Origin of the sequence: Synechococcus sp. CS-205 (genome assembly GCF_025128255.1) — a bacterium.
GTDB lineage: Bacteria > Cyanobacteriota > Cyanobacteriia > PCC-6307 > Cyanobiaceae > Regnicoccus_A.
Genome location: NZ_JAHLZB010000026.1, coordinates 31,561 through 48,837, shown reverse-complemented (window position 1 = coordinate 48,837; position 17,277 = coordinate 31,561). Strand labels below are relative to the sequence as shown.

Sequence of the window (17,277 nt, the reverse complement as noted above, 5' to 3'; positions counted from 1 at the left end):
GGGGGGCGCGGGCCGGCCAGCGCCTGGAGCGTTTCCTCGCCCCGGGCCACGACCTTCAGCTACTCAACCAGCGCGGGCAGACCCAGATGACCCTGGCGGTCGACGCGTTCCGGATCGAGCGGGATCCTGCCGGGCGGCCCGAGCAGTTCCGTTCCGAGCTGCGCCTGCTCGATGCCGACGGTGAACCGCTGCAGCGCAGCCAGATCAGCGTCAACCATCCCCTGCGCTTCCGGGGAATGACCGTGTACCAAGCCGACTGGTCGCTGGCGGCGATCACCGTGCAACTGGGGCGCAGCCCCTTGCTGCAGCTTCCCTTGCGCAGCCTCCCCGAGTTGGGGGAGCAGGTGTGGGGCCTGGCCCTGCCGACCAGGCCGGACGGCTCAGAGCCCGTGCTGCTGGCCCTCAACAGCGAGATGGGACCGGTTGATGTGTACTCGGCCCAGGCCCAGCTGATCGGCCAGATCACCCCTGGGGGCGAGGCCCTGGAGATCGCTGGTCTCCCCCTGAAGGTGGTGGAAGTCATGCCCGCCAGTGGCCTTCTGCTCAAACGGGATCCTGGGGTCCCCCTGGTCTATGGCGGTTTTGCGATTGCGCTGCTGGGCGGCGGCCTGAGCCTGATCGCCACCCGACAGCTCTGGGCCATTGCCGACACTGATCAAGGCCAGCTGCACGTGGGAGGCCTCTGCAACCGCAACCTCACGGCCCTGGCCAACGAACTGCCGCTGTTGCTCGAGCACCTGCGTTCAGGCGCGGGCCTCAGCAGCTCTGCCGCTGGCCATGGCTGACCCTGATCACGGTGTGAACGTTGCCACGGGGATTGAAATCGGCTTCCAGCTGCATCCAGACCGGCTTGGCGGCGGCCACCAGATCATCAAGGATTCGGTTGGCCACCTCTTCATGGGAGATGCTGCGGTCGCGCCAGCTGTTGACATAGAGCTTGAGGGCCTTGAGTTCGAGCACGCTCGGGCCTGGCTGATAGATCAGGCGCAGCACAGCGAAATCGGGGTAGCCGGAGAACGGACATTTGCAGGTGAACTCCGGCAGCTCGATCGCCACTTCGTAGGCGCGGCCCCGGCGGGGGTTGTCGAAGCAGATCAGCGGTGCCTCCTCGCTGATCACTCGCTCTCCGTAGCGCGGGCTGATGGTGCCCTCCTGGGAATCCATGCCGGCTGCAGCGCGACCGGCGGCAGTGGCGGTGCTGGAACTGGAAGGGGATGACATCGGTGGAAGGAGAAGAGAGGGCGTGGGATCGATGGTAGGAACGCTGAATTCGTGAAGATTGCCGAAGGAAGCCCGGCTTTTGTTCTCGATGGACAGCTGGACTGGCTAGAAGTAGGTTGAAGGACAAAACGTTGGACACGTTTCGGAGAGGTCTTTGGCCCTCCTGTCGGAAGTAGCCCCCGCGAGGCGAAGCAACGCTCCTTCCCACGAAGCGACACCGAGCCCATTCGTCCGGTGAACTCCATCCCTTCGAGGACCCAGTCATGTCCACAGACCAACTTGTCTACCGTGGCGTCCACTACGCCATGCCCCAGCATGAGCAGCTCCCCAGCGTCGAACCGGTGGAGCACGTGTACCGCGGTGTTCACTACCGCGTGCCGCTGAAGCATGAACCTCAGCCTGTCGATGAAACCCTCGATCTTCACTACCGCGGGCACATTTATCACCACCACCGCCAACAGCAGGCCCAGCGCGACCTGCAGGAGGGCTGAGGCCCGCCAGCCTGACAGCCCGTAGCAACAGCTACGTCGAAGCCCTGCGCACTCAGGCCTAATGGCCCCAGTGCGCAGGGTCTTCCTTATGGACCTCCTCCTCGCCAGCAGTCATGGCGGCTTTCGCCTCAAGCCCCAGTCAGCGCTGGGGATGGTCTGGCTGCAGACTCACTTCGACGATGCCGTGTGGTCCCATCTGGCCACCGGCAGGGTTCAGGTGAGTCCAAGCTCCGCTGATCGGCTTTGTCAGGATGCCCTGTCCGCAGGGCTCCGGGTCAACCGCATTCCCAACCTTTCCCTTCCTCTCAGCGATCCTTCCTGAGAAACTTGATCCGAACCATTGGAGACTCCATGAAAAAAGTTGAGGCCATCATTCGCCCTTTCAAGCTTGAAGATGTCAAGGTAGCTTTGGTCAATGCCGGCATCGTTGGCATGACGGTGAGTGAAGTCCGCGGCTTCGGCAGACAGAAAGGCCAGGTGGAGCGCTACCGGGGCTCTGAATTCACGGTGGAGTTCCTGCAGAAACTCAAGCTGGAAGTGGTGGTCGACGACGACCGCGTCGACACCGTGGTGACCGCCATCCAGGATGCAGCCCGCACTGGGGAAATTGGGGATGGAAAGATCTTCATCAGTTCCGTGGGCACGGTGATCCGCATCCGAACCGGCGATCGCGACAGCACCGCGATCTGAGTTCGGCGACCACCCACCGCTTCTGCACCGCCGGCCGGAGATCCAATCGGGTCTCCGGTTTTTTTTGCTCAGCCAGCTTGGTTGTTCTCAGCCACCCAGGAGGGTGCGACTCACCAGGTCACTGATCGAGTCCGGTGTCAACGGGTTCCCGGCCTTCAGGCTGCCTGCCATCGGAGCCTCAGCAGCTGACTCAGGCACCGAGCACAGCCAGAGCAGGTATTCGTGATTGCCGGCGGGGCCGGTGATCGGGGAAGCGATCAGGCCGCAGGGATGCCAGCCAAGCGGTGCGGCGGCGCTGATCACGGCCGTGATGGCATCAGCATGGGCGACGGGATCACGCACCACCCCACCTTTGCCCACCCGCTCGCGACCCACCTCGAACTGGGGTTTCACCAGCAGCACGGCTTCGGCGCCCCTGGGCTGCAGCAGGGCCCGCAGGGCCGGCAGCACCAGGGCCAGGGAGATGAACGAGACGTCGGCCACGGCCAGATCCGGCCAGGGATCCTCGGGGCCGTAAAGCTGCTCGGGGGTGAGGCGGCGCAGGTTGGTGCGCTCGCGCAGCACCACCCGCGGGTCGGTGCGCAGGCTCCAGGCGGTCTGGCCGTAGCCCACATCGATGCCGTAGACCCGCGCGGCGCCGTGCTGGAGCAGGCAGTCGCTGAAGCCGCCGGTGGAGATTCCACCATCCATGCAGACACGGCCCTGAACCTCCAGGGGGAAGGCCTCCAGGGCCGCCACCAGTTTCTCGCCCCCGCGGGAGACGAAGCGAGGTGGATGGCTCACCTCGGGCCTCAACTCCGCCGGCACCTCCTGACCGGGCTTGTCGAGCACCCGATCACCGCTGCGCACCCGTCCGGCACGAATCAGCTGCTGCGCCTGCTGACGGCTGGCGACCAGGCCCAGCGCCACCAGATGCTGATCGAGCCGCTGCTTGCCTGCCATCGGGATCCCGTTGGGGTTGACCCATAGATTGACCAGGACGTTGCCACGCGCTGGCCCTTGATCGAGCGTTACACCCTGCCCGAGATGGGCAGCCTCTGGAGCGAAGAGGCGAAGTTCCAGAGCTGGCTGGAGGTGGAGATCGCCGCCTGCGAGGCCAATGCTCAGCTGGGCCGCGTCCCCCAGGAAGCCATGGCCGCCATCCGGGAGCGGGCACGCTTCGAGGTGCCGCGAATTCTGGAGATCGAGGCGGAAGTGCGCCACGACGTGATCGCCTTCCTGACCAACGTCAATGAACACGTGGGTGAGGCGGGCCGTTACATCCACGTGGGCATGACCAGCTCGGATGTGCTCGACACCGGCCTGGCCCTTCAGCTGAAAGCGTCGGTGGCTGTCCTGCGGCAGGAACTCGATCAGCTGGGGGCCGCCCTGCGCACCCTGGCGGCGGAGCACAAGGACACGGTGATGATCGGCCGCTCCCATGCCATCCATGGAGAGCCGATCACCTTCGGCTTCAAGGTGGCGGGCTGGCTGGCGGAAACGGAGCGCAACCGGGAACGGCTGGAGCGGCTGGCCCAGGTGGTGGCGGTGGGTCAGGTGAGCGGGGCCATGGGCACCTACGCCAACACCGACCCCGAGGTGGAGGCCCTCACCTGCGCCAGCCTGGGCCTGGAGCCCGACACCGCCAGCACCCAGGTGATCGGCCGTGACCGCCACGCCGAATATGTGCAGACACTGGCGCTGGTGGGCACCTCGCTGGAGCGTTTCTCCACCGAGATCCGCAACCTGCAGCGCACCGATGTGCTCGAGGTGGAGGAGAACTTCGCCAAGGGACAGAAGGGAAGCTCGGCGATGCCCCACAAGCGCAACCCGATTCGCAGCGAGCGGATCAGCGGTCTGGCGCGGGTGCTGCGCAGCTACACGATCGCGGCCCTAGAGAACGTGGCCCTCTGGCATGAACGTGACATCAGCCACAGCTCGGTGGAGCGGATGATGCTGCCCGACTGTTCCTGCACGCTGCACTTCATGCTGCGGGAGATGACGGCGGTGGTGAAGGGTCTCGGGGTGTATCCCGAGAACATGAGCCGCAATCTGAACGTGTATGGCGGGGTGGTGTTCAGCCAGCGGGTGCTGCTGGCCCTGGTGGAGAGCGGCCTCAGCCGCGAGGACGCCTACCGGATCGTGCAGCGCCACGCCCACGACGCCTGGAACCGCGAGGGTGGCGACTTCCGCGCGAACCTGGCCTCTGATCCCGAGGTGAGCGCACTCCTGAGCGAGGCCCAGATGGAGGCCTGCTTCTCCACCGATCTGCACCGAGCCCAGCTGGATGTGATCTGGGAGCGGCTGGGGATCTGAGACTGCCGGGTTGGACCTCCACGGCCCCATCGGCAGGGCCCACCGATCAGAGCGACTGACCAGCCGGGCGCTCCATGGCTGGGGTGGCTGAAGCCGATGCCAGCAGATCGATCGACTCCGAAACCGGAAAACGGTTGATCGCCTGGAGTGCCTTGCGGGAGGTGGTGCGCAGCTGCTCGCTGATCGCTTCGGCGTAGGGCACCTGCGCCAGCAGGTCGACGGTACGGCGCAGGATCCGCACCACATCGCCCTCATCGAGGGACGTGTTGGCGATCACGTCATTCCAGCTGGTGCCGCGGGCCCAGGCATGGACCAGTCCCATCAGCTCGGGCTCCCACCAGGCCGGCACCACCACCTGGGCCCGCTCCTGATGGCGCAGCAGCTCCCGGCGCAGGCCGCTCAGGTCGTGCAGGGCCTCCTCCGAGCGCGGCGGGGGAGGGAAGCCGCTCCAGAGATCAGGTCGGTTGACCTCGGTGCTGATGGCTTCAAACACCGCCGCCAGCTCGGCCGGGTTGAGCTCGTCGAGGTGACCGCTCATCAGGGCCAGGCCCAGCCAGAGCTCGTTGTCGCCCCGCAGGGCCGCCACGGTACGGCCCACCTCGGTGGGCTCGAGGCCCTCAGGCCCGGCCAGGGCGCCGAAGGCGCGCAGGATCTCGATCAGGGCCAGGAAGGTGTCCCAGTGGCGATTGGCGCGGTGGTGCAGCAGGCGCTGGCGCTCCTCGATCTCGATGCCCAGTTCCTCCATGCGCCGCCGCTGCTTCTTGAGCTGGCGCCGGTCTCCCCAGCGATGGGCGGGATGCTGCTCCAGCTCCTCCTCCAGCTGCTGCACCAGCTCCGCCTGGCTGCGCACCTCTCCGGCCAGGTCGTACTGGGGGGTGTGCATGTCGTGGCGGCGGGCCATCGACGCCACCGCCAGTGCCAGGCCACCACTGGCGTTGTCGCCATGGCGAATCTCCCCGGCATGCTCCAGCTGGGGTGTCGCGATCGTGTCCACCTGCAGGCAGCTGAGCTCGGCATGGAGGCTCACCACCGCATGGCAAGGGACCAGGATCCAGACGTTCTCGTCGGTGAGGCAGAGCAGCAGGGGGAACTGGCCGGAGCCCTTCTGCTTGGCCACGATCACCGCCGGCGTGACCCGCCCCCGCAGCTGGGGGGCCTTGAGGCTGACCAGGGCACCCTCGCTGGCGAACTGCAGCGCCAGGGTGAGCTCGTGGGCCAGGGTTTCCTCGGCCTGCTGCTGAAGGATGCGCTGGATGCGCCGCTCCTCCCGCAGCCGCTCCCGTTGCTTCTCGTAGACCTCGAAGTCCTCCCAGGGGATGTCGGCGGTGGGGCCCGCCAACTGGGCCAGCTGGGCGCGCAGGCCGGCGATCCTGGATTCGTCCTCAGCCAGATCCAGGGTGGCGAGGTAGCGCCCGAAGCTGCGCTCCACCAGCTGCTGGGCCTTGGTGAGGTCGTAGCGCTGCAGCAGGTTCAGCACCATCCCGTAGCTGGGGGTGAACTGGCTCACGAGCGGGTCGGCAGGGCTGGTGGCCAGCGCCCCGGCCTCACGCACCCCCTCGAAGCGGCTCTGCACCGTGACGACATAGCCCTGCACATCAAGTCCCCTCCGGCCGGCCCGGCCCGCCATCTGCAGGAACTCGCTGCCCATCAGCGGACGGTGGCCCCGCTCGGTGCGCTTGGAGAGCGCCGAGATCACCGTGGTGCGGGCCGGCATGTTGATGCCCGCCGCCAGGGTTTCGGTGGCGAAGACCACCTTGATCAGCCCCTGCTGGAACAGCTCCTCGATCAGTTCCTTCCAGGCCGGCAGGACACCGGCGTGGTGGGCGGCGATGCCGCGGGTGAGGGCCTCGGCGTGGCCGCCATCGCGCACCGCTTCCGGGGTGGCGTCCACGAAGGCTTCAAGCCGCGAGACGATCCTGGCCTGCTCCTGCTCGCTCACCAGGCAGACCCGGCCCAGGTCACGCACGGCCTTGTCACAGCCGCGGCGGCTGAAGATGAAATAGATGGCGGGGAGCATGTCGCGCTCGGCCATCTGGGCCACCACGAAGGGGAGCGGAGCCGCCTCAGGCTGGGGGGGCCTGGGGCTCCGGCCCTTGCGACGTTCGCCCTTGGGGGCCCGCCACACCTTGCAGTTGGGGTGGAGGCCGGTGCCCTGCTCGTTGAGGAGGGGATGCAGGCCCTTGGCGCTGCAGAAACTGAAGGCCAGCGGCACCGGCCGGTGATCACTGATCACCAGCGTGGTGGGCCCGTGCACCCGCTCGATCCAGTCGGTGAGCTGGCCGGCGTTGGCCACCGTGGCCGAGAGGGCCACCAACTGCACCGGAGGCGGGCAGTGGATGATCGATTCCTCCCAGACGGTGCCCCGCTGGGAGTCATTCATGTAGTGGCACTCATCGAGCACCACCGCCTCCACATCGGCAAGGGGATCGTCGCCGCGGTCCACCTCCGCGTAGAGCATGTTGCGGAAGATCTCGGTGGTCATCACCACGATCGGGGCCTCCCGATTCGTGCTCAGATCGCCGGTCATCAGGCCCACGCGCTCGGCGCCGAACTGCTCACGGAAATCGCGCAGTTTCTGGTTGGAGAGTGCCTTGAGCGGCGTGGTGTAGAACACCTTCTGCCCGTGGGCAAGGGCCCGGTGGATGGCGTATTCGCCCACCAGCGTTTTGCCGGAGCCGGTGGGAGCACTCACCACCACCGAATGTCCCTGGTTGAGGGCATCGATCGCCTCCAGCTGGAAGGGATCGAGGGGAAAGGGAAAAAGCTGATCCAGGGCCGGAACATCGACCGGAACCATGGCCCCAATCTCTGTTGGACGCCCCGGAGCCGCCGCCGGATCAGGTGGAGCGTCGGAACCGGCGGTTTGCATCACCCAATCCTATGGGCTGCTCAGCAAGCAGAGTGGGGGCCTGCAACTGCCCTGGCGGTGCTGCCCGCGTGCCCCCTGATCCGCTCGATACGATCCAGCAGGCTCTGAGCCGGGTCCCCGCGGAGCGGAGGCGCGCTCTGCGCACGTTTCGTCCCGGTCCTGAGGCCACCCTGTTGCCTGGCCAGGCTGGCCGGCCAGTGGGCCCCCTGCTGGATCTGGCCAGCAACGACTACCTGGGGCTCAGCGCTCACCCCAGCCTGAAGGCGGCGGCCATGGCCGCGATCAACGGCGAAGGGGTGGGCTCCGGGGGATCAAGGCTCGTGAGCGGCACCCGTCCTTGCCACGACTCCCTCGAGGCGGCCCTGTCCCACTGGCTGGGGCGTGAGCGGGTGCTGCTCTTCCCCAGCGGCTTTCAGGCCAATCTGGCTGCGGTGCTGGCCCTGGCCGATCGCCACAGCGACGTGATCGCCGACCGCCTGATCCACCACTCCCTGCTGGTGGGGATCCAGGCCAGCGGCGCCCGCCTGCGCCGGTTTCGGCACAACGATCTGTCCGACCTGCGGCGCCTGCTGGTGCGGGGAGCCCGCAGCGAGCCGGACCGACGGCGGCTGGTGGTGAGCGAAAGCCTGTTCAGCATGGAAGGCACCAGTCCGGATCTGGCCGGGATCGCCGCGATCTGCCAGGAGTTCGGGGCCCTGCTGCTGGTGGATGAAGCCCACGCCCTGGGGCTGCTGGGCCCGGGGGGGCGCGGGCTGGCCTGGGGCTTGACCGGGGTGAGTCTGGTGAGCGGCACCTTTGGCAAGGCTTTCGGGGCCGGTGGCGCCTTTCTCGCCGCCGATGGCCCCGTGGGCGACTGGTTGCTGCAAAGCTCGGGCGCCTTCCGCTACACCACGGCTCTGGCGCCGCCCCTGGCCGCCGCGGCCCTGACCGCGCTGAGGCTGCTCGAGGCCGATCCAGGCCAGGGCGCCGCTCTGCTCCGGCGGGCGCAGCGCTGGCGGGATGGCCTCGAGGCCGCCGGCTGGCGGCGGCCCCCCGGCGAGGGTCCGGTGCTGCCGTTGCACGTGGGCGACGACGCACTGGCCCTGAGCCTGCAAGGCAGCCTGGAGCAGGCGGGGCTGCTGGGAGTGGCGATCCGGCCACCCACGGTGCCGGAGGGAACCGCGCGCCTGCGTCTGGTGCTGCGCCGCGACCTCCCTAGAGGCAGCCTGAATCGCCTGCTCAATGCTCTGGCCGCCTGGCCAAACGCCGCCTCCCCATGATCCGCCCTTCCCTCGAGCTGATCGCCATGCACGGCTGGGCCGGCGACAGCCGGGCCTGGCGCCCCTGGCAGCAGGCGGCGACACGCCGGGGCTGGAGCTGGCAGAGCGGCGAGCGCGGCTATGGCCAGCTGCCGCCCCACACTCCCCGCTGGTTGGAGCCGTGCGGCCCCAGGGCGGTGATCGTGCATTCCCTCGGGTTGCATCTGCTGCCGGCCCCGGTGCTGGCCGAGGCGGAGGCGGTGGTGCTGCTGGCCAGCTTCGGGCGCTTCATCCCCACCGGACCCGAGGGGCGGCGCTGGCGGCAGGCCCTGCGCGGCATGGACCGGCGCCTGGGGGCCGGCGACACCACCGCCCTGCTCGAGGAGTTTCTGCGGGAGGCCGCCGCTCCCGCGCCGGTGGAGCTGCTGCCGGAAGGGCCCTCGTCGCAGGAGATGCCTGCCGAGGGGGTGGAGAGGCTGCGCCAGGATCTGCTCTTGCTGGAGCAATGCACCGCCGTGCCCTCCGCCTTCCCTGCCGAAGCCCGCACCCTGATCGTTGAGGCCGAGGCCGATCGGATCGTGGCCCCCGAGAGCCGCACGGCTCTGCACCGGGCCCTGCCGGCCGCCGAGCGCTGGGCCCTGACGGGCATCGGCCACAGCCTGCTGGGCAGCGATCTGGTGGAGCCCGTCCTGACCTGGCTGGAGGCCGGCCACTGATGGTTGTGCTCCAGTCACCCCCCTCGATGGCCCAGCGGGTGCGGGCGGCCTTCAGCCGCAGAGCGCGTCACTACGACGCCGCGGCCAGCCTGCAAAAGGCCGTGGCCTGGCGGCTGGCCCGCCACTGCCGCGACCTGACCCTGCCATCCGGCCCCAGGGCCGATCTGGGGGCTGGAACCGGCCTGCTCAGCAGCGCCCTGGAGCAGCAACGCCCCGAGAGCACCCTCTTGCGGCTCGACGCCTGCGCGGCCCTGCTGGAGCAGGGCGAGGCCCCCGGTGCCAGGCTCCTCTGGGACCTCAACCACGGCCTGCCTGAAAGCCTGGGCGGAGCGGCCCTGCTGGTGTCGAGTTTCGCGCTGCACTGGCTGGAGAATCCCGCAGTCAGCCTGCGCCAGTGGTGCGACGCCCTCGGGCCGGGCGGCTGGCTGGCTCTGGCGGTCCCCACCGCCGGCAGCTTCCCCCAGTGGCGCCAGGCGGCCGCCGCCGCAGGCGTTCCCTGCACTGCTCTCGTCCTGCCCGAGGTGCGGCAGCTGCTGGCGGTGGTGGCGCCACGGCTGGACCTGCGACTGGGAGCACCGCTGCGCTTCAGCCAGAACGGCCCCAGCGGCCGGGCCCTGCTGCAGCGCATGCGGGCTGTGGGGGCCGGCACCACCGCAACCCCACCCCTGGGGGTCGGGGCCTGGCGGCGGATTGAGGCCCACTGGGCCGGGGGGCCGGGCGGCAAGCGCCTGAGCTGGGAGGTGCTGATGCTGCTCGGCCGAAAACCTCAGGGCAGGGCAGAGCGATGACCCGTCTGGTGGTCTGCGGCACCGACACCGATGTGGGCAAGACCGTGGTGAGTGCCCTGCTGGTGCAGGGGCTGAACGCCCACTACTGGAAGCCGGTGCAGTGTGGCCTCGAGGAGGGGGGCGACAGCGCCAGGGTCCAGGCCATGCTCGGGCTCACGCCCGCTGAAGCCACCCGTCGCCTCCTGCCGGAGGCCTACCGCTACACCCATCCGGTCTCCCCCCACTGGGCGGGTGAACTGGAGCAGCGGCCGATCGACCCAGAGCTTCTGTGTCTGCCCCAGGTCAGCGGACCCCTGGTGGTGGAGACCGCCGGCGGACTGCTGGTGCCCCTGCGCCTCGACTGTCTCCAGATCGATCAGATCCAGCGCTGGGGCTTGCCGGTGCTGCTGGTGGCCCGCAGTGGCCTGGGCACGCTCAACCACACCCTGCTCTCAGTGGAAGCCCTGCGCCGCCGCCGGATCCCCCTGCTGGGGCTGATTCTCAACGGCCCACCCCACCCCGACAACCCCCGCACCCTCGAGACCCTGAGCGGGGCGCCGGTGCTGGCCTGCCTGCCCCCCCTTCCCCGCCTTGAACCCGGCACCCTGGCCGCTCAATGGCAGGCCAGCGGACTGGCCCGTAGCCTGGCCCGATGACTCGAGGCAATCTGCTGATCAGCGCGTCCGTCGCCCTGCTCTGCGCCGGCATCCTGGTGTTGTTCACCGATGTGGAAATCGGGATGGTGCGCTGGTTCAACTGCGGGCCCTGGGCCACCGAAACGACCCGCCAGGAGAAGTGGTGCCGCTGATGCACCCGGAGGCCATTCCTTGAACTGGCATCCCCATCTCTGGCATCCCACCACCCAGGTGGCCGGGGCCGATCCACCCCTGAGAGCGGTGGCCGGCCGCGGCGCCTTGCTCATGCTCGACGACGGCCGGGAGCTGATCGACGCCATCAGCAGTTGGTGGGTGACCCTGCACGGCCATGGCGAGCCCAGCATCGCCGCGGCTGTAGCCGAGCAGGCCCAGCGTCTGGAGCAGGTGATCTTCGCCAACTTCAGCCATCCCCCAGGGGAGCGGCTAGCCGAGCGGCTCAGTGCCATTTCAGGGCTGGAGCGGCTGTTCTTCTCCGACGACGGCTCCACAGCCGTGGAGGTGGCCCTCAAGATCGCCTGGCAGTGGTGGCGCAACCAGGGCTCCGATCGGCGGCAGCTGATCGCCTTCGAGGGCGCCTATCACGGCGACACCTTCGGGGCCATGGCCCTGGGGGAGCGCTCACTATTCTCGGCCCCCTTCGAGCCGCTGCTCTCCCCGGTGGCCCGGGCCCCCTGGCCCGCCACCTGGTGGGACGATCCCGAGGTGGAGGTGGAAGACAAGGAGGAGCGGGCCCTCGCCCGGCTGGAGCAGCTGCTGGCGGTGCCCACCGCGGCGGTGATCCTCGAACCCCTGGTGCAGGGGGCCAGTGGCATGGCGATGGTGCGGGAGGGTTTCCTGCGCCGGGCAGAGGAGCTGGTGCGCCAGGCCGGCGCCCTGCTGATCGCCGATGAGGTGATGACCGGCTTCGGGCGCACAGGTGACCTGTTCGCCTGCCGACGGGCAGGCATCCGCCCTGATCTGATGGCCCTCTCCAAGGGGCTCACCGGGGGCTTCCTGCCGATGGGAGTCACCCTGGCGAGCGAGCGGATCTACCAGGGCTTCATCAGCGACGATCCCAGCCACACCCTGTACCACGGCCACAGTTTCACGGCCAATCCACTCGGCTGCGCCGCCGCCAACGCCAGCCTGGACCTGCTCCTGCGGCAGCCAGCTCTCCACGGAGGCTTCGAAGCCCGCCACAGGCCCCATCTCCAGGCCCTCCGCTCCCATCCCCTGGTCCATCGGCCGCGGTTGTGCGGCACCATCGCCGCCTTCGACCTGGCCGTGGAACGGCCGGGCTATCTCCACCCCGCCGGCCGCCGGCTGCAGCGTCATGCCCTCGAAGCCGGTGTGTTCCTGCGGCCCCTGGGTCACGTGGTTTACCTCCTGCCGCCGCTCTGCCTCAGCGACAGCCAGCTGGAGCACTGCTACGCCGTGATCCGCTCAGGGCTCGATCAGCTCGCTCAGGGGCCCGCAAGGATCGCCGATTCCACGTCGGCTCGGCTGAGACCGTAGGGGAAGAGGCGCACGGTGACGTTGCCCCCTTGCTCCCAGCTCACCTTGAGCTCCTCCACCTCCAGCTCGATCCGGGCATTCCACGTCGGGCGTCTCATGTCCCAGAGGCAGGGCGTGGCGGGCTCACGGGAGGCGCCGAGGTCCATCAGCCACTGCTCAAGCGCCGGCAGCGGGTGGTTGTACAGAGGCGTCTGGTGGGGGGGCAAGGAACTCATCCCCGGGCAGGCGTTCTAGCGGAACTCCAGTTTGCCGCTCGATGGGACCAATGGTCTGGGATCTCACCAGGGGTTGTGTGACCAGTTCCACCCCGCGCCACCAGGCAAGACCCAACCCCAGCACAAGGCTGAAGAGCAGGGCAAGGGCCAACAGCACCAGGGCGAACCATTCCCCACCCGAGAAGGCCCGACGGACCGGGAGGGGCCGCCGGGCAGGCGCCGGCCCCGAGATCACCGGTGAAGGCGCCTCAGGAGCGGCCGGGCCGTTGAGGGCCCCGATGCGCTGGATCAGTGCCAGGCGCAGCTGACTGTCGTAGGTGGAGCGGCGCTGGGGATCACCCAGCACCAGGTAGGCCTCCTGAAGCCGGCGGAACTGGTCCTGGGCCTCCGCCACCGGCAGGGTTGTCGTGTCGGGGTGGTATCTCTTGCTGAGGGCACGGAAGGCCTGGCGGAGCTCCTGGGGCGTGGCCGTGCTCGGCAGACCGAGCAGGGCATAGAGGGATGGGCCCATGACCGGGTGCTCGCCGCCTGCCACCAACCTCGCGCCATGGTTGGGTGATCCTAGAGAGCTCCTCCATCGGTGCTGCAGGAATGACGGCGCATGCGGCTTCCCGCGATCAACCAGCAGGCCGGGCCTGGGAGGCGACCCCTGCCGATCCGGTGACGGCCGAACTCTGGGACAGCTTGGGCTGGGAGCCCACCCAGGAGCAATTGCAGCTGTTGATGGCCCTGCAGCAGCTCTTGCGTCACTGGAATGCTCGCCTCAACCTCACCCGTCTGGTCAACGGCGACGACTACTGGATCACCCAGGTGTACGACAGTCTCTGGCCCTGGCGTGAACAGCTCAACAGCCCGGGACGGCCGCTGCGCTGCCTCGATGTGGGCACCGGTGGCGGGTTCCCGGGCCTGGCGCTGGCCATCGCCCTGCCCGCCGCCCGCCTCACCCTGGTGGACTCCGTGGGGCGCAAGGCGGAGGCCCTGAAGGCCATGGCCGCCAGCCTGGGCCTCGGCGAACGGGTCGAGGTGCGCTGGGAACGAGCGGAAACCACCGGCCGCACCCCGGCCTGCCGCGGCCGCCAGGACTGGGCCATGGCGCGGGCCGTGGCGGCCGCACCGGTGGTGGCGGAGTATCTGGTGCCTCTGTTGAAAACAACAGGCCGAGCCCTGCTCTATCGCGGCCAATGGGGTCCGGAGGATCTGCTCGGCGTGCAGCAAGCCGCCAAAACCCTGAATGCCGAGGTGGAGCGGGTGGAGCGGGTGCAGCTGCCGGCGGGGAGGGGTGTGCGCCATGCGGTGCTGCTCAGGCCCCTTGGACCCTGCCCCCCCAGCTACCCCCGGGCGGTGGGACTGCCGGCCAAACAGCCCCTGGCCTGAGAGCAATCACGCATCCGCCATCAGACGGCGGGTGCTGGTGCCCCCCAGGCGCTCACGCAGGCCCCGCAGCAGCGAGGGAATCCGCTCGGCCCAGGGGCTGGCCCCCAGCACGGAGAGCAGCTCCGCTTCGCTCACCTCCCGGTCGAGGGCATCGGCATTGGCGCCGGGGAACCAGTGGCTCCCCTGGCCCAGCAGGCCATAGCGGGCACGGGCATAACCCTCGAGATCCCAGGCCTCGAGCAGGTTGTGCAGCCAGAGCAGCACTGGCAGGTTGAGCTCCCCGGGGGTGGCCTCCCAGGAGGGGAGACCATCGTTCCAGCTCTCCAGCCAGTGGGCTCCCAGAGCCTCGAGGCGGGCACCCTCCAGCCGCTTCTGCAGCGGGACCAGCCAACGGTCGGCCTCAGGGAGCAGCGCCGCCGCCTGCAGGTGCAGGTCGAGATCGGCCGGGCCTGCGGCTCCCACGCTGATGGTGTGGATTGACTCCTCGCGCAGACAGAACAGATCGTTGAATTCAATCGGGTGAAGCGGCGCGCAGAGGCCAGAGATCCGCTCGGAGGGGGTATGGAGATGGCCCCCCTTGTCGGTGGGGCTGATCACGAACACGCCCATGTCGTGGCGGCGGGCGGCCGCCAGGGCCGGGCTGTTGTCCTGACGGATGTAGTACCAGTGCAGGTTGATGTAGTCGAAGGCATCGCTGGCGATCGCCTCAAGGATCAGCGGCAGGGGTGCGTGGGTGGAGAAGCCCACATGGCCGATGCGTCCCTGCTCCTGCCAGCGCCGCACCACCTCCAGGCAACCGCCAGGGCGCAGGGTCTGCTCCAGATGCTCGGGCAGGTTGAGGCCATGGATGCCAAGCAGATCAAGCCGATCGACGCGCAGCCGCCGGAAGCTCAGCTCCAGCTCCGCCTCGAACTGGCCTGGATCGTCGTGGGGGGGGACCTTGGTCTGGAGGATGCGCCGGGGGTCGGGCACCTCCCGCAGCAGATCCCCCAGTTGCCGCTCCGAACTGCCGTAATGGCGGGCGGTTTCGATGTGATGGAACCCGCAGGCCACCGCCTTCTCCAGGGTGGCGCGCAGGTTGGCCTGGCTGTCGGCTGTGATCTCCTCCGCGGGCAGATCGCTCCAGCTCTGCTGGTAGCGCATCCCCCCCAGCGACAACACGGGCATGGCCAGCTCTGTCCGCCCGAAGCGACGGCAGGGCAGCGCGTCCGTCAAGGCCGCGGCAAGGTGCGCTGAACCCTGGATTGGCTGGGATAACCCAGAGGCAACAGCTCCTGGGAGCGAAGCCGCTGCTCCAGCTGGGGCACCTCTTCGTAGGGCACCCAGTGGATGCAATCGACCGGACAGGTGTCGATCGCCTCCTGGATGGTTTCAGTGCTGTCACCGTCCTGGCGGATCGCCCGGGAACGCCCCCACTGCGGCTCCACCAGGAAGGTGTTCCCGGCCACATGAGCGCAGTAGCGGCAACCGATGCAGACGGCCTCGTCCACCCAGACCGCCTGCTGACGGAGACTGCCCCCCAGCAGGGGCTCATGGCCGCTGGGTTCCTCCTGGCAGCGGGCAGGAGCTGCGAACGCCAGGGACGGATCGACCTCAGCCATCCCAGCGGGTGACCACCAGCTCGATCGAGCCATCCAGGCTGGAGGTCTGCTCGCTGACCTGGAAGCCTTCCTGGGCGGAAGCGGCCAGGATCGTGCGCAGGGCATAGCGCTGGGTGATCTGGGAGAGAAAGCGCTCCACAGGGATCGGTTGCTTCCAGAGCTCAAGGTCGGTGACGAGCTCGTAGCTTTCGGTTTCGGCATTCCAGCGGAACCCGATGTCACAGCCGTCGTCCCGGGTGAGGGCCACATCGGCGATCACGGTCTGGCCGCGATAGCCCCGCACCGGCCGCTCGCCCTGCTCAGGGTCATGCCCGAGATCGCGGAGAGCCCCCAGCAGGGCCTGCCGGTCGCGCAGTTCTGTTTTGACGGTGCTGAAGTGGGACATCGGAGCGGCCTAAAAGAATCGGTGAATGTCAGGCAGAACGCTGTTGAACGCTCAGGGGGGTTGACACGGCCTGAGCCGCGGCCTGATAGGCCTCGGAGGTGGATCGACGCTGCTGCAGGGAACCAAGCTGCTGCTCGATCCACTCGGTGAGCTGCTCGCAGCCAGAGCCCTGGAGCCCTTCCACGAGCTCCTCGACCCGCCCATCGGTGCGAATGCGGAAGCGGATGGTGGTCTGGGCCATCCAGGCTCACTCAGGTGGTCGAATGTTAACCAGGTTCCCGAACCACTGAGGGGGCCACCTCAACGGATCAGGCCGTCTTCCACCAAGGTCTGAAGACGCTCCAGGACAGCCGGACGCTCCAGTTGCTCCAGGGCCACCCGTGCCTCATCCCGCACCGTGGAATCTCCGTCGTGCAGCATCACCGCCACCAGGGTCTCCACCAGCTCCCCCTGGCGCGGATCCACCAGGTGGTCGTAGAGACGCCCGAGCGACCAGGCACTGTTGCTGCGCACCACGGGCTCCGAATCGATGCGCAGGCTCACGAGCAACTGGGCGGCGGCCTGATCGGCCTTGGCGGCCCCACTGCCGCCCACGTCGGCCAGGGAGCCCGCCGCCCACAGCCGCACGGCCGCGATGTCGTTCTGCAGGGCCCGGATCAGGGGGTTGAGCACGGGGGAGTCGGAGTAATTGCCCAGGCTCCAGGCCACGGCCTTGCGCACGTAGCCGTTGCTGTCGTCCTGCAGCAGGGAGAGCAGCGGAGCCACGGCGCGGGGATCGGGGTTGCGGCCCAGGGCATAGACCGCACTCATCCGCAGGATCGGACAGCTGGCCTCCAGCAGGGGCAGCAGCAGCGGAATCGCCCGGGGATCGCGGTGTTCACAGAAGATGCGCAGCCCCTGCATCCGCTGGTCATGGTCACCGTTGAGCCACTGCAGTCCCAGATCACATTCGGCAGCAATGTCGGCCTCTGCGGGCTCGAGCGCATCAAGGTCTTCAAGTGGATCCCCCAGCAGCTCCTGGGCCAGCTCGCCGGCCAGCAGCTCTGGATCAAAGGCCAGCTCTGCCGGGCCGGAGGGGTAGGGGGGCAGGGATCCGCCGGGATCGGGATTGGGGTGGTCGGTCATGGCCCTCAGCCGATCGGAGCGGGGGCGGCCATGTCACCCGGCAGCCAGATCCTGGCACTCACGGCGAACAGCGCCAGGGCGAACAGCGCCACGATCACCAACGGCAGCAGAACAGTGCGCAGAAAGGAGGTCATCGAAGG

At 68.6% G+C, this 17,277-nt stretch carries 22 protein-coding genes; 11 read left to right on the top strand and 11 right to left on the bottom strand.

Annotated elements, in window-relative coordinates; translation table 11 throughout:
- Positions 1 to 785 (top strand): cytochrome c biogenesis protein ResB (locus tag KQ297_RS07080; protein WP_259738793.1); only part of this gene is annotated, 785 nt, incomplete at its 5' end.
- On the opposite strand, the gene queF is transcribed toward KQ297_RS07080, so the two are convergent.
- Positions 757 to 1,164 (bottom strand): preQ(1) synthase, encoded by a 408-nt coding sequence (queF, locus tag KQ297_RS07075; protein WP_259738796.1) that lies wholly within the window; start codon positions 1,162 to 1,164, stop codon positions 757 to 759. The genes KQ297_RS07080 and queF overlap by 29 nt on opposite strands.
- Before the next feature lie 320 nt (positions 1,165 to 1,484).
- On the opposite strand from queF, the gene KQ297_RS07070 reads away from it, so the two are divergent.
- A complete protein-coding gene (locus tag KQ297_RS07070; protein ID WP_259738792.1) occupies positions 1,485 to 1,712 on the top strand; it encodes a DUF4278 domain-containing protein in 228 nt (75 codons plus the stop codon).
- Between the two features lie 351 nt (positions 1,713 to 2,063).
- Positions 2,064 to 2,402 (top strand): P-II family nitrogen regulator, encoded by a 339-nt coding sequence (locus KQ297_RS07065; protein ID WP_006171995.1) that lies wholly within the window; start codon positions 2,064 to 2,066, stop codon positions 2,400 to 2,402.
- 87 nt (positions 2,403 to 2,489) lie between these two features.
- Here the strand turns inward: KQ297_RS07065 and KQ297_RS07060 are convergent, their stop codons facing one another.
- Positions 2,490 to 3,344, bottom strand: coding sequence for a TlyA family RNA methyltransferase (locus tag KQ297_RS07060; RefSeq protein ID WP_259738791.1), 855 nt, complete (start codon positions 3,342 to 3,344; stop codon positions 2,490 to 2,492).
- 57 nt (positions 3,345 to 3,401) lie between these two features.
- On the opposite strand from KQ297_RS07060, the gene purB reads away from it, so the two are divergent.
- Positions 3,402 to 4,697: an adenylosuccinate lyase gene (purB, locus tag KQ297_RS07055; RefSeq protein WP_259738790.1), complete on the top strand. Its 1,296-nt coding sequence runs from the start codon at positions 3,402 to 3,404 to the stop codon at positions 4,695 to 4,697.
- Between the two features lie 46 nt (positions 4,698 to 4,743).
- Here purB and KQ297_RS07050 read toward each other — a convergent pair whose 3' ends face one another.
- Positions 4,744 to 7,494: an RNA helicase gene (locus KQ297_RS07050; RefSeq protein WP_259738789.1), complete on the bottom strand. Its 2,751-nt coding sequence runs from the start codon at positions 7,492 to 7,494 to the stop codon at positions 4,744 to 4,746.
- Between the two features lie 140 nt (positions 7,495 to 7,634).
- Here KQ297_RS07050 and KQ297_RS07045 point away from each other — a divergent pair, with 140 nt between their 5' ends.
- Genes KQ297_RS07045 through bioA form a run of 6 tightly spaced genes read left to right on the top strand, consistent with a single transcriptional unit; the run spans position 7,635 to position 12,437 of the window.
- A complete protein-coding gene (locus KQ297_RS07045; RefSeq protein ID WP_259738788.1) occupies positions 7,635 to 8,825 on the top strand; it encodes an aminotransferase class I/II-fold pyridoxal phosphate-dependent enzyme in 1,191 nt (396 codons plus the stop codon).
- On the top strand, positions 8,822 to 9,520 hold the full coding sequence (locus tag KQ297_RS07040) for an alpha/beta hydrolase (RefSeq protein WP_259738787.1): 699 nt from the start codon (positions 8,822 to 8,824) through the stop codon (positions 9,518 to 9,520). Before KQ297_RS07045 ends, KQ297_RS07040 begins: the two co-directional genes overlap by 4 nt.
- The gene (locus tag KQ297_RS07035) at positions 9,520 to 10,308 is read left to right on the top strand and encodes a methyltransferase domain-containing protein (protein ID WP_259738786.1); all 789 of its coding nucleotides are present in this window, start codon (positions 9,520 to 9,522) and stop codon (positions 10,306 to 10,308) included. Before KQ297_RS07040 ends, KQ297_RS07035 begins: the two co-directional genes overlap by 1 nt.
- Positions 10,305 to 10,943 (top strand): dethiobiotin synthase, encoded by a 639-nt coding sequence (gene bioD, locus KQ297_RS07030; RefSeq protein ID WP_259738785.1) that lies wholly within the window; start codon positions 10,305 to 10,307, stop codon positions 10,941 to 10,943. Before KQ297_RS07035 ends, bioD begins: the two co-directional genes overlap by 4 nt.
- Positions 10,940 to 11,095 (top strand): hypothetical protein, encoded by a 156-nt coding sequence (locus KQ297_RS07025; RefSeq protein ID WP_185465109.1) that lies wholly within the window; start codon positions 10,940 to 10,942, stop codon positions 11,093 to 11,095. The genes bioD and KQ297_RS07025 overlap by 4 nt, the downstream gene beginning before the upstream one ends.
- A 19-nt stretch (positions 11,096 to 11,114) precedes the next feature.
- Positions 11,115 to 12,437 carry an adenosylmethionine--8-amino-7-oxononanoate transaminase gene (gene bioA, locus KQ297_RS07020; protein ID WP_259738784.1) on the top strand — a complete coding sequence of 441 codons (1,323 nt, stop codon included), beginning with the start codon at positions 11,115 to 11,117 and terminating at the stop codon, positions 12,435 to 12,437.
- On the opposite strand, the gene KQ297_RS07015 is transcribed toward bioA, so the two are convergent.
- Positions 12,386 to 12,652: a DUF3143 domain-containing protein gene (locus KQ297_RS07015; protein WP_259738783.1), complete on the bottom strand. Its 267-nt coding sequence runs from the start codon at positions 12,650 to 12,652 to the stop codon at positions 12,386 to 12,388. The genes bioA and KQ297_RS07015 overlap by 52 nt on opposite strands.
- Positions 12,594 to 13,187: a J domain-containing protein gene (locus tag KQ297_RS07010; RefSeq protein WP_259738782.1), complete on the bottom strand. Its 594-nt coding sequence runs from the start codon at positions 13,185 to 13,187 to the stop codon at positions 12,594 to 12,596. Before KQ297_RS07010 ends, KQ297_RS07015 begins: the two co-directional genes overlap by 59 nt.
- A 56-nt stretch (positions 13,188 to 13,243) precedes the next feature.
- Here KQ297_RS07010 and rsmG point away from each other — a divergent pair, with 56 nt between their 5' ends.
- Positions 13,244 to 14,026: a 16S rRNA (guanine(527)-N(7))-methyltransferase RsmG gene (gene rsmG, locus KQ297_RS07005; RefSeq protein ID WP_259738781.1), complete on the top strand. Its 783-nt coding sequence runs from the start codon at positions 13,244 to 13,246 to the stop codon at positions 14,024 to 14,026.
- A gap of 6 nt (positions 14,027 to 14,032) precedes the next feature.
- Here rsmG and KQ297_RS07000 read toward each other — a convergent pair whose 3' ends face one another.
- Genes KQ297_RS07000 through KQ297_RS06975 form a run of 6 tightly spaced genes read right to left on the bottom strand, consistent with a single transcriptional unit; the run spans position 14,033 to position 17,271 of the window.
- A complete protein-coding gene (locus KQ297_RS07000) occupies positions 14,033 to 15,193 on the bottom strand; it encodes an aldo/keto reductase (protein ID WP_259738795.1) in 1,161 nt (386 codons plus the stop codon).
- A gap of 44 nt (positions 15,194 to 15,237) precedes the next feature.
- Positions 15,238 to 15,627: a ferredoxin gene (locus KQ297_RS06995; protein WP_259738780.1), complete on the bottom strand. Its 390-nt coding sequence runs from the start codon at positions 15,625 to 15,627 to the stop codon at positions 15,238 to 15,240.
- Positions 15,620 to 16,012, bottom strand: coding sequence for a DUF1257 domain-containing protein (locus KQ297_RS06990; RefSeq protein WP_185465116.1), 393 nt, complete (start codon positions 16,010 to 16,012; stop codon positions 15,620 to 15,622). Before KQ297_RS06990 ends, KQ297_RS06995 begins: the two co-directional genes overlap by 8 nt.
- A 28-nt stretch (positions 16,013 to 16,040) precedes the next feature.
- Entirely contained in the window at positions 16,041 to 16,253 is a 213-nt protein-coding gene (locus KQ297_RS06985; RefSeq protein WP_259738779.1) for a DUF2997 domain-containing protein, read from the bottom strand.
- A gap of 59 nt (positions 16,254 to 16,312) precedes the next feature.
- The gene (locus tag KQ297_RS06980) at positions 16,313 to 17,137 is read right to left on the bottom strand and encodes a HEAT repeat domain-containing protein (protein WP_259738778.1); all 825 of its coding nucleotides are present in this window, start codon (positions 17,135 to 17,137) and stop codon (positions 16,313 to 16,315) included.
- 5 nt (positions 17,138 to 17,142) lie between these two features.
- Positions 17,143 to 17,271, bottom strand: a complete 129-nt coding sequence (locus KQ297_RS06975; protein WP_255441343.1) for a hypothetical protein — start codon at positions 17,269 to 17,271, stop codon at positions 17,143 to 17,145.
- Positions 17,272 to 17,277: the final 6 nt, after the last annotated feature.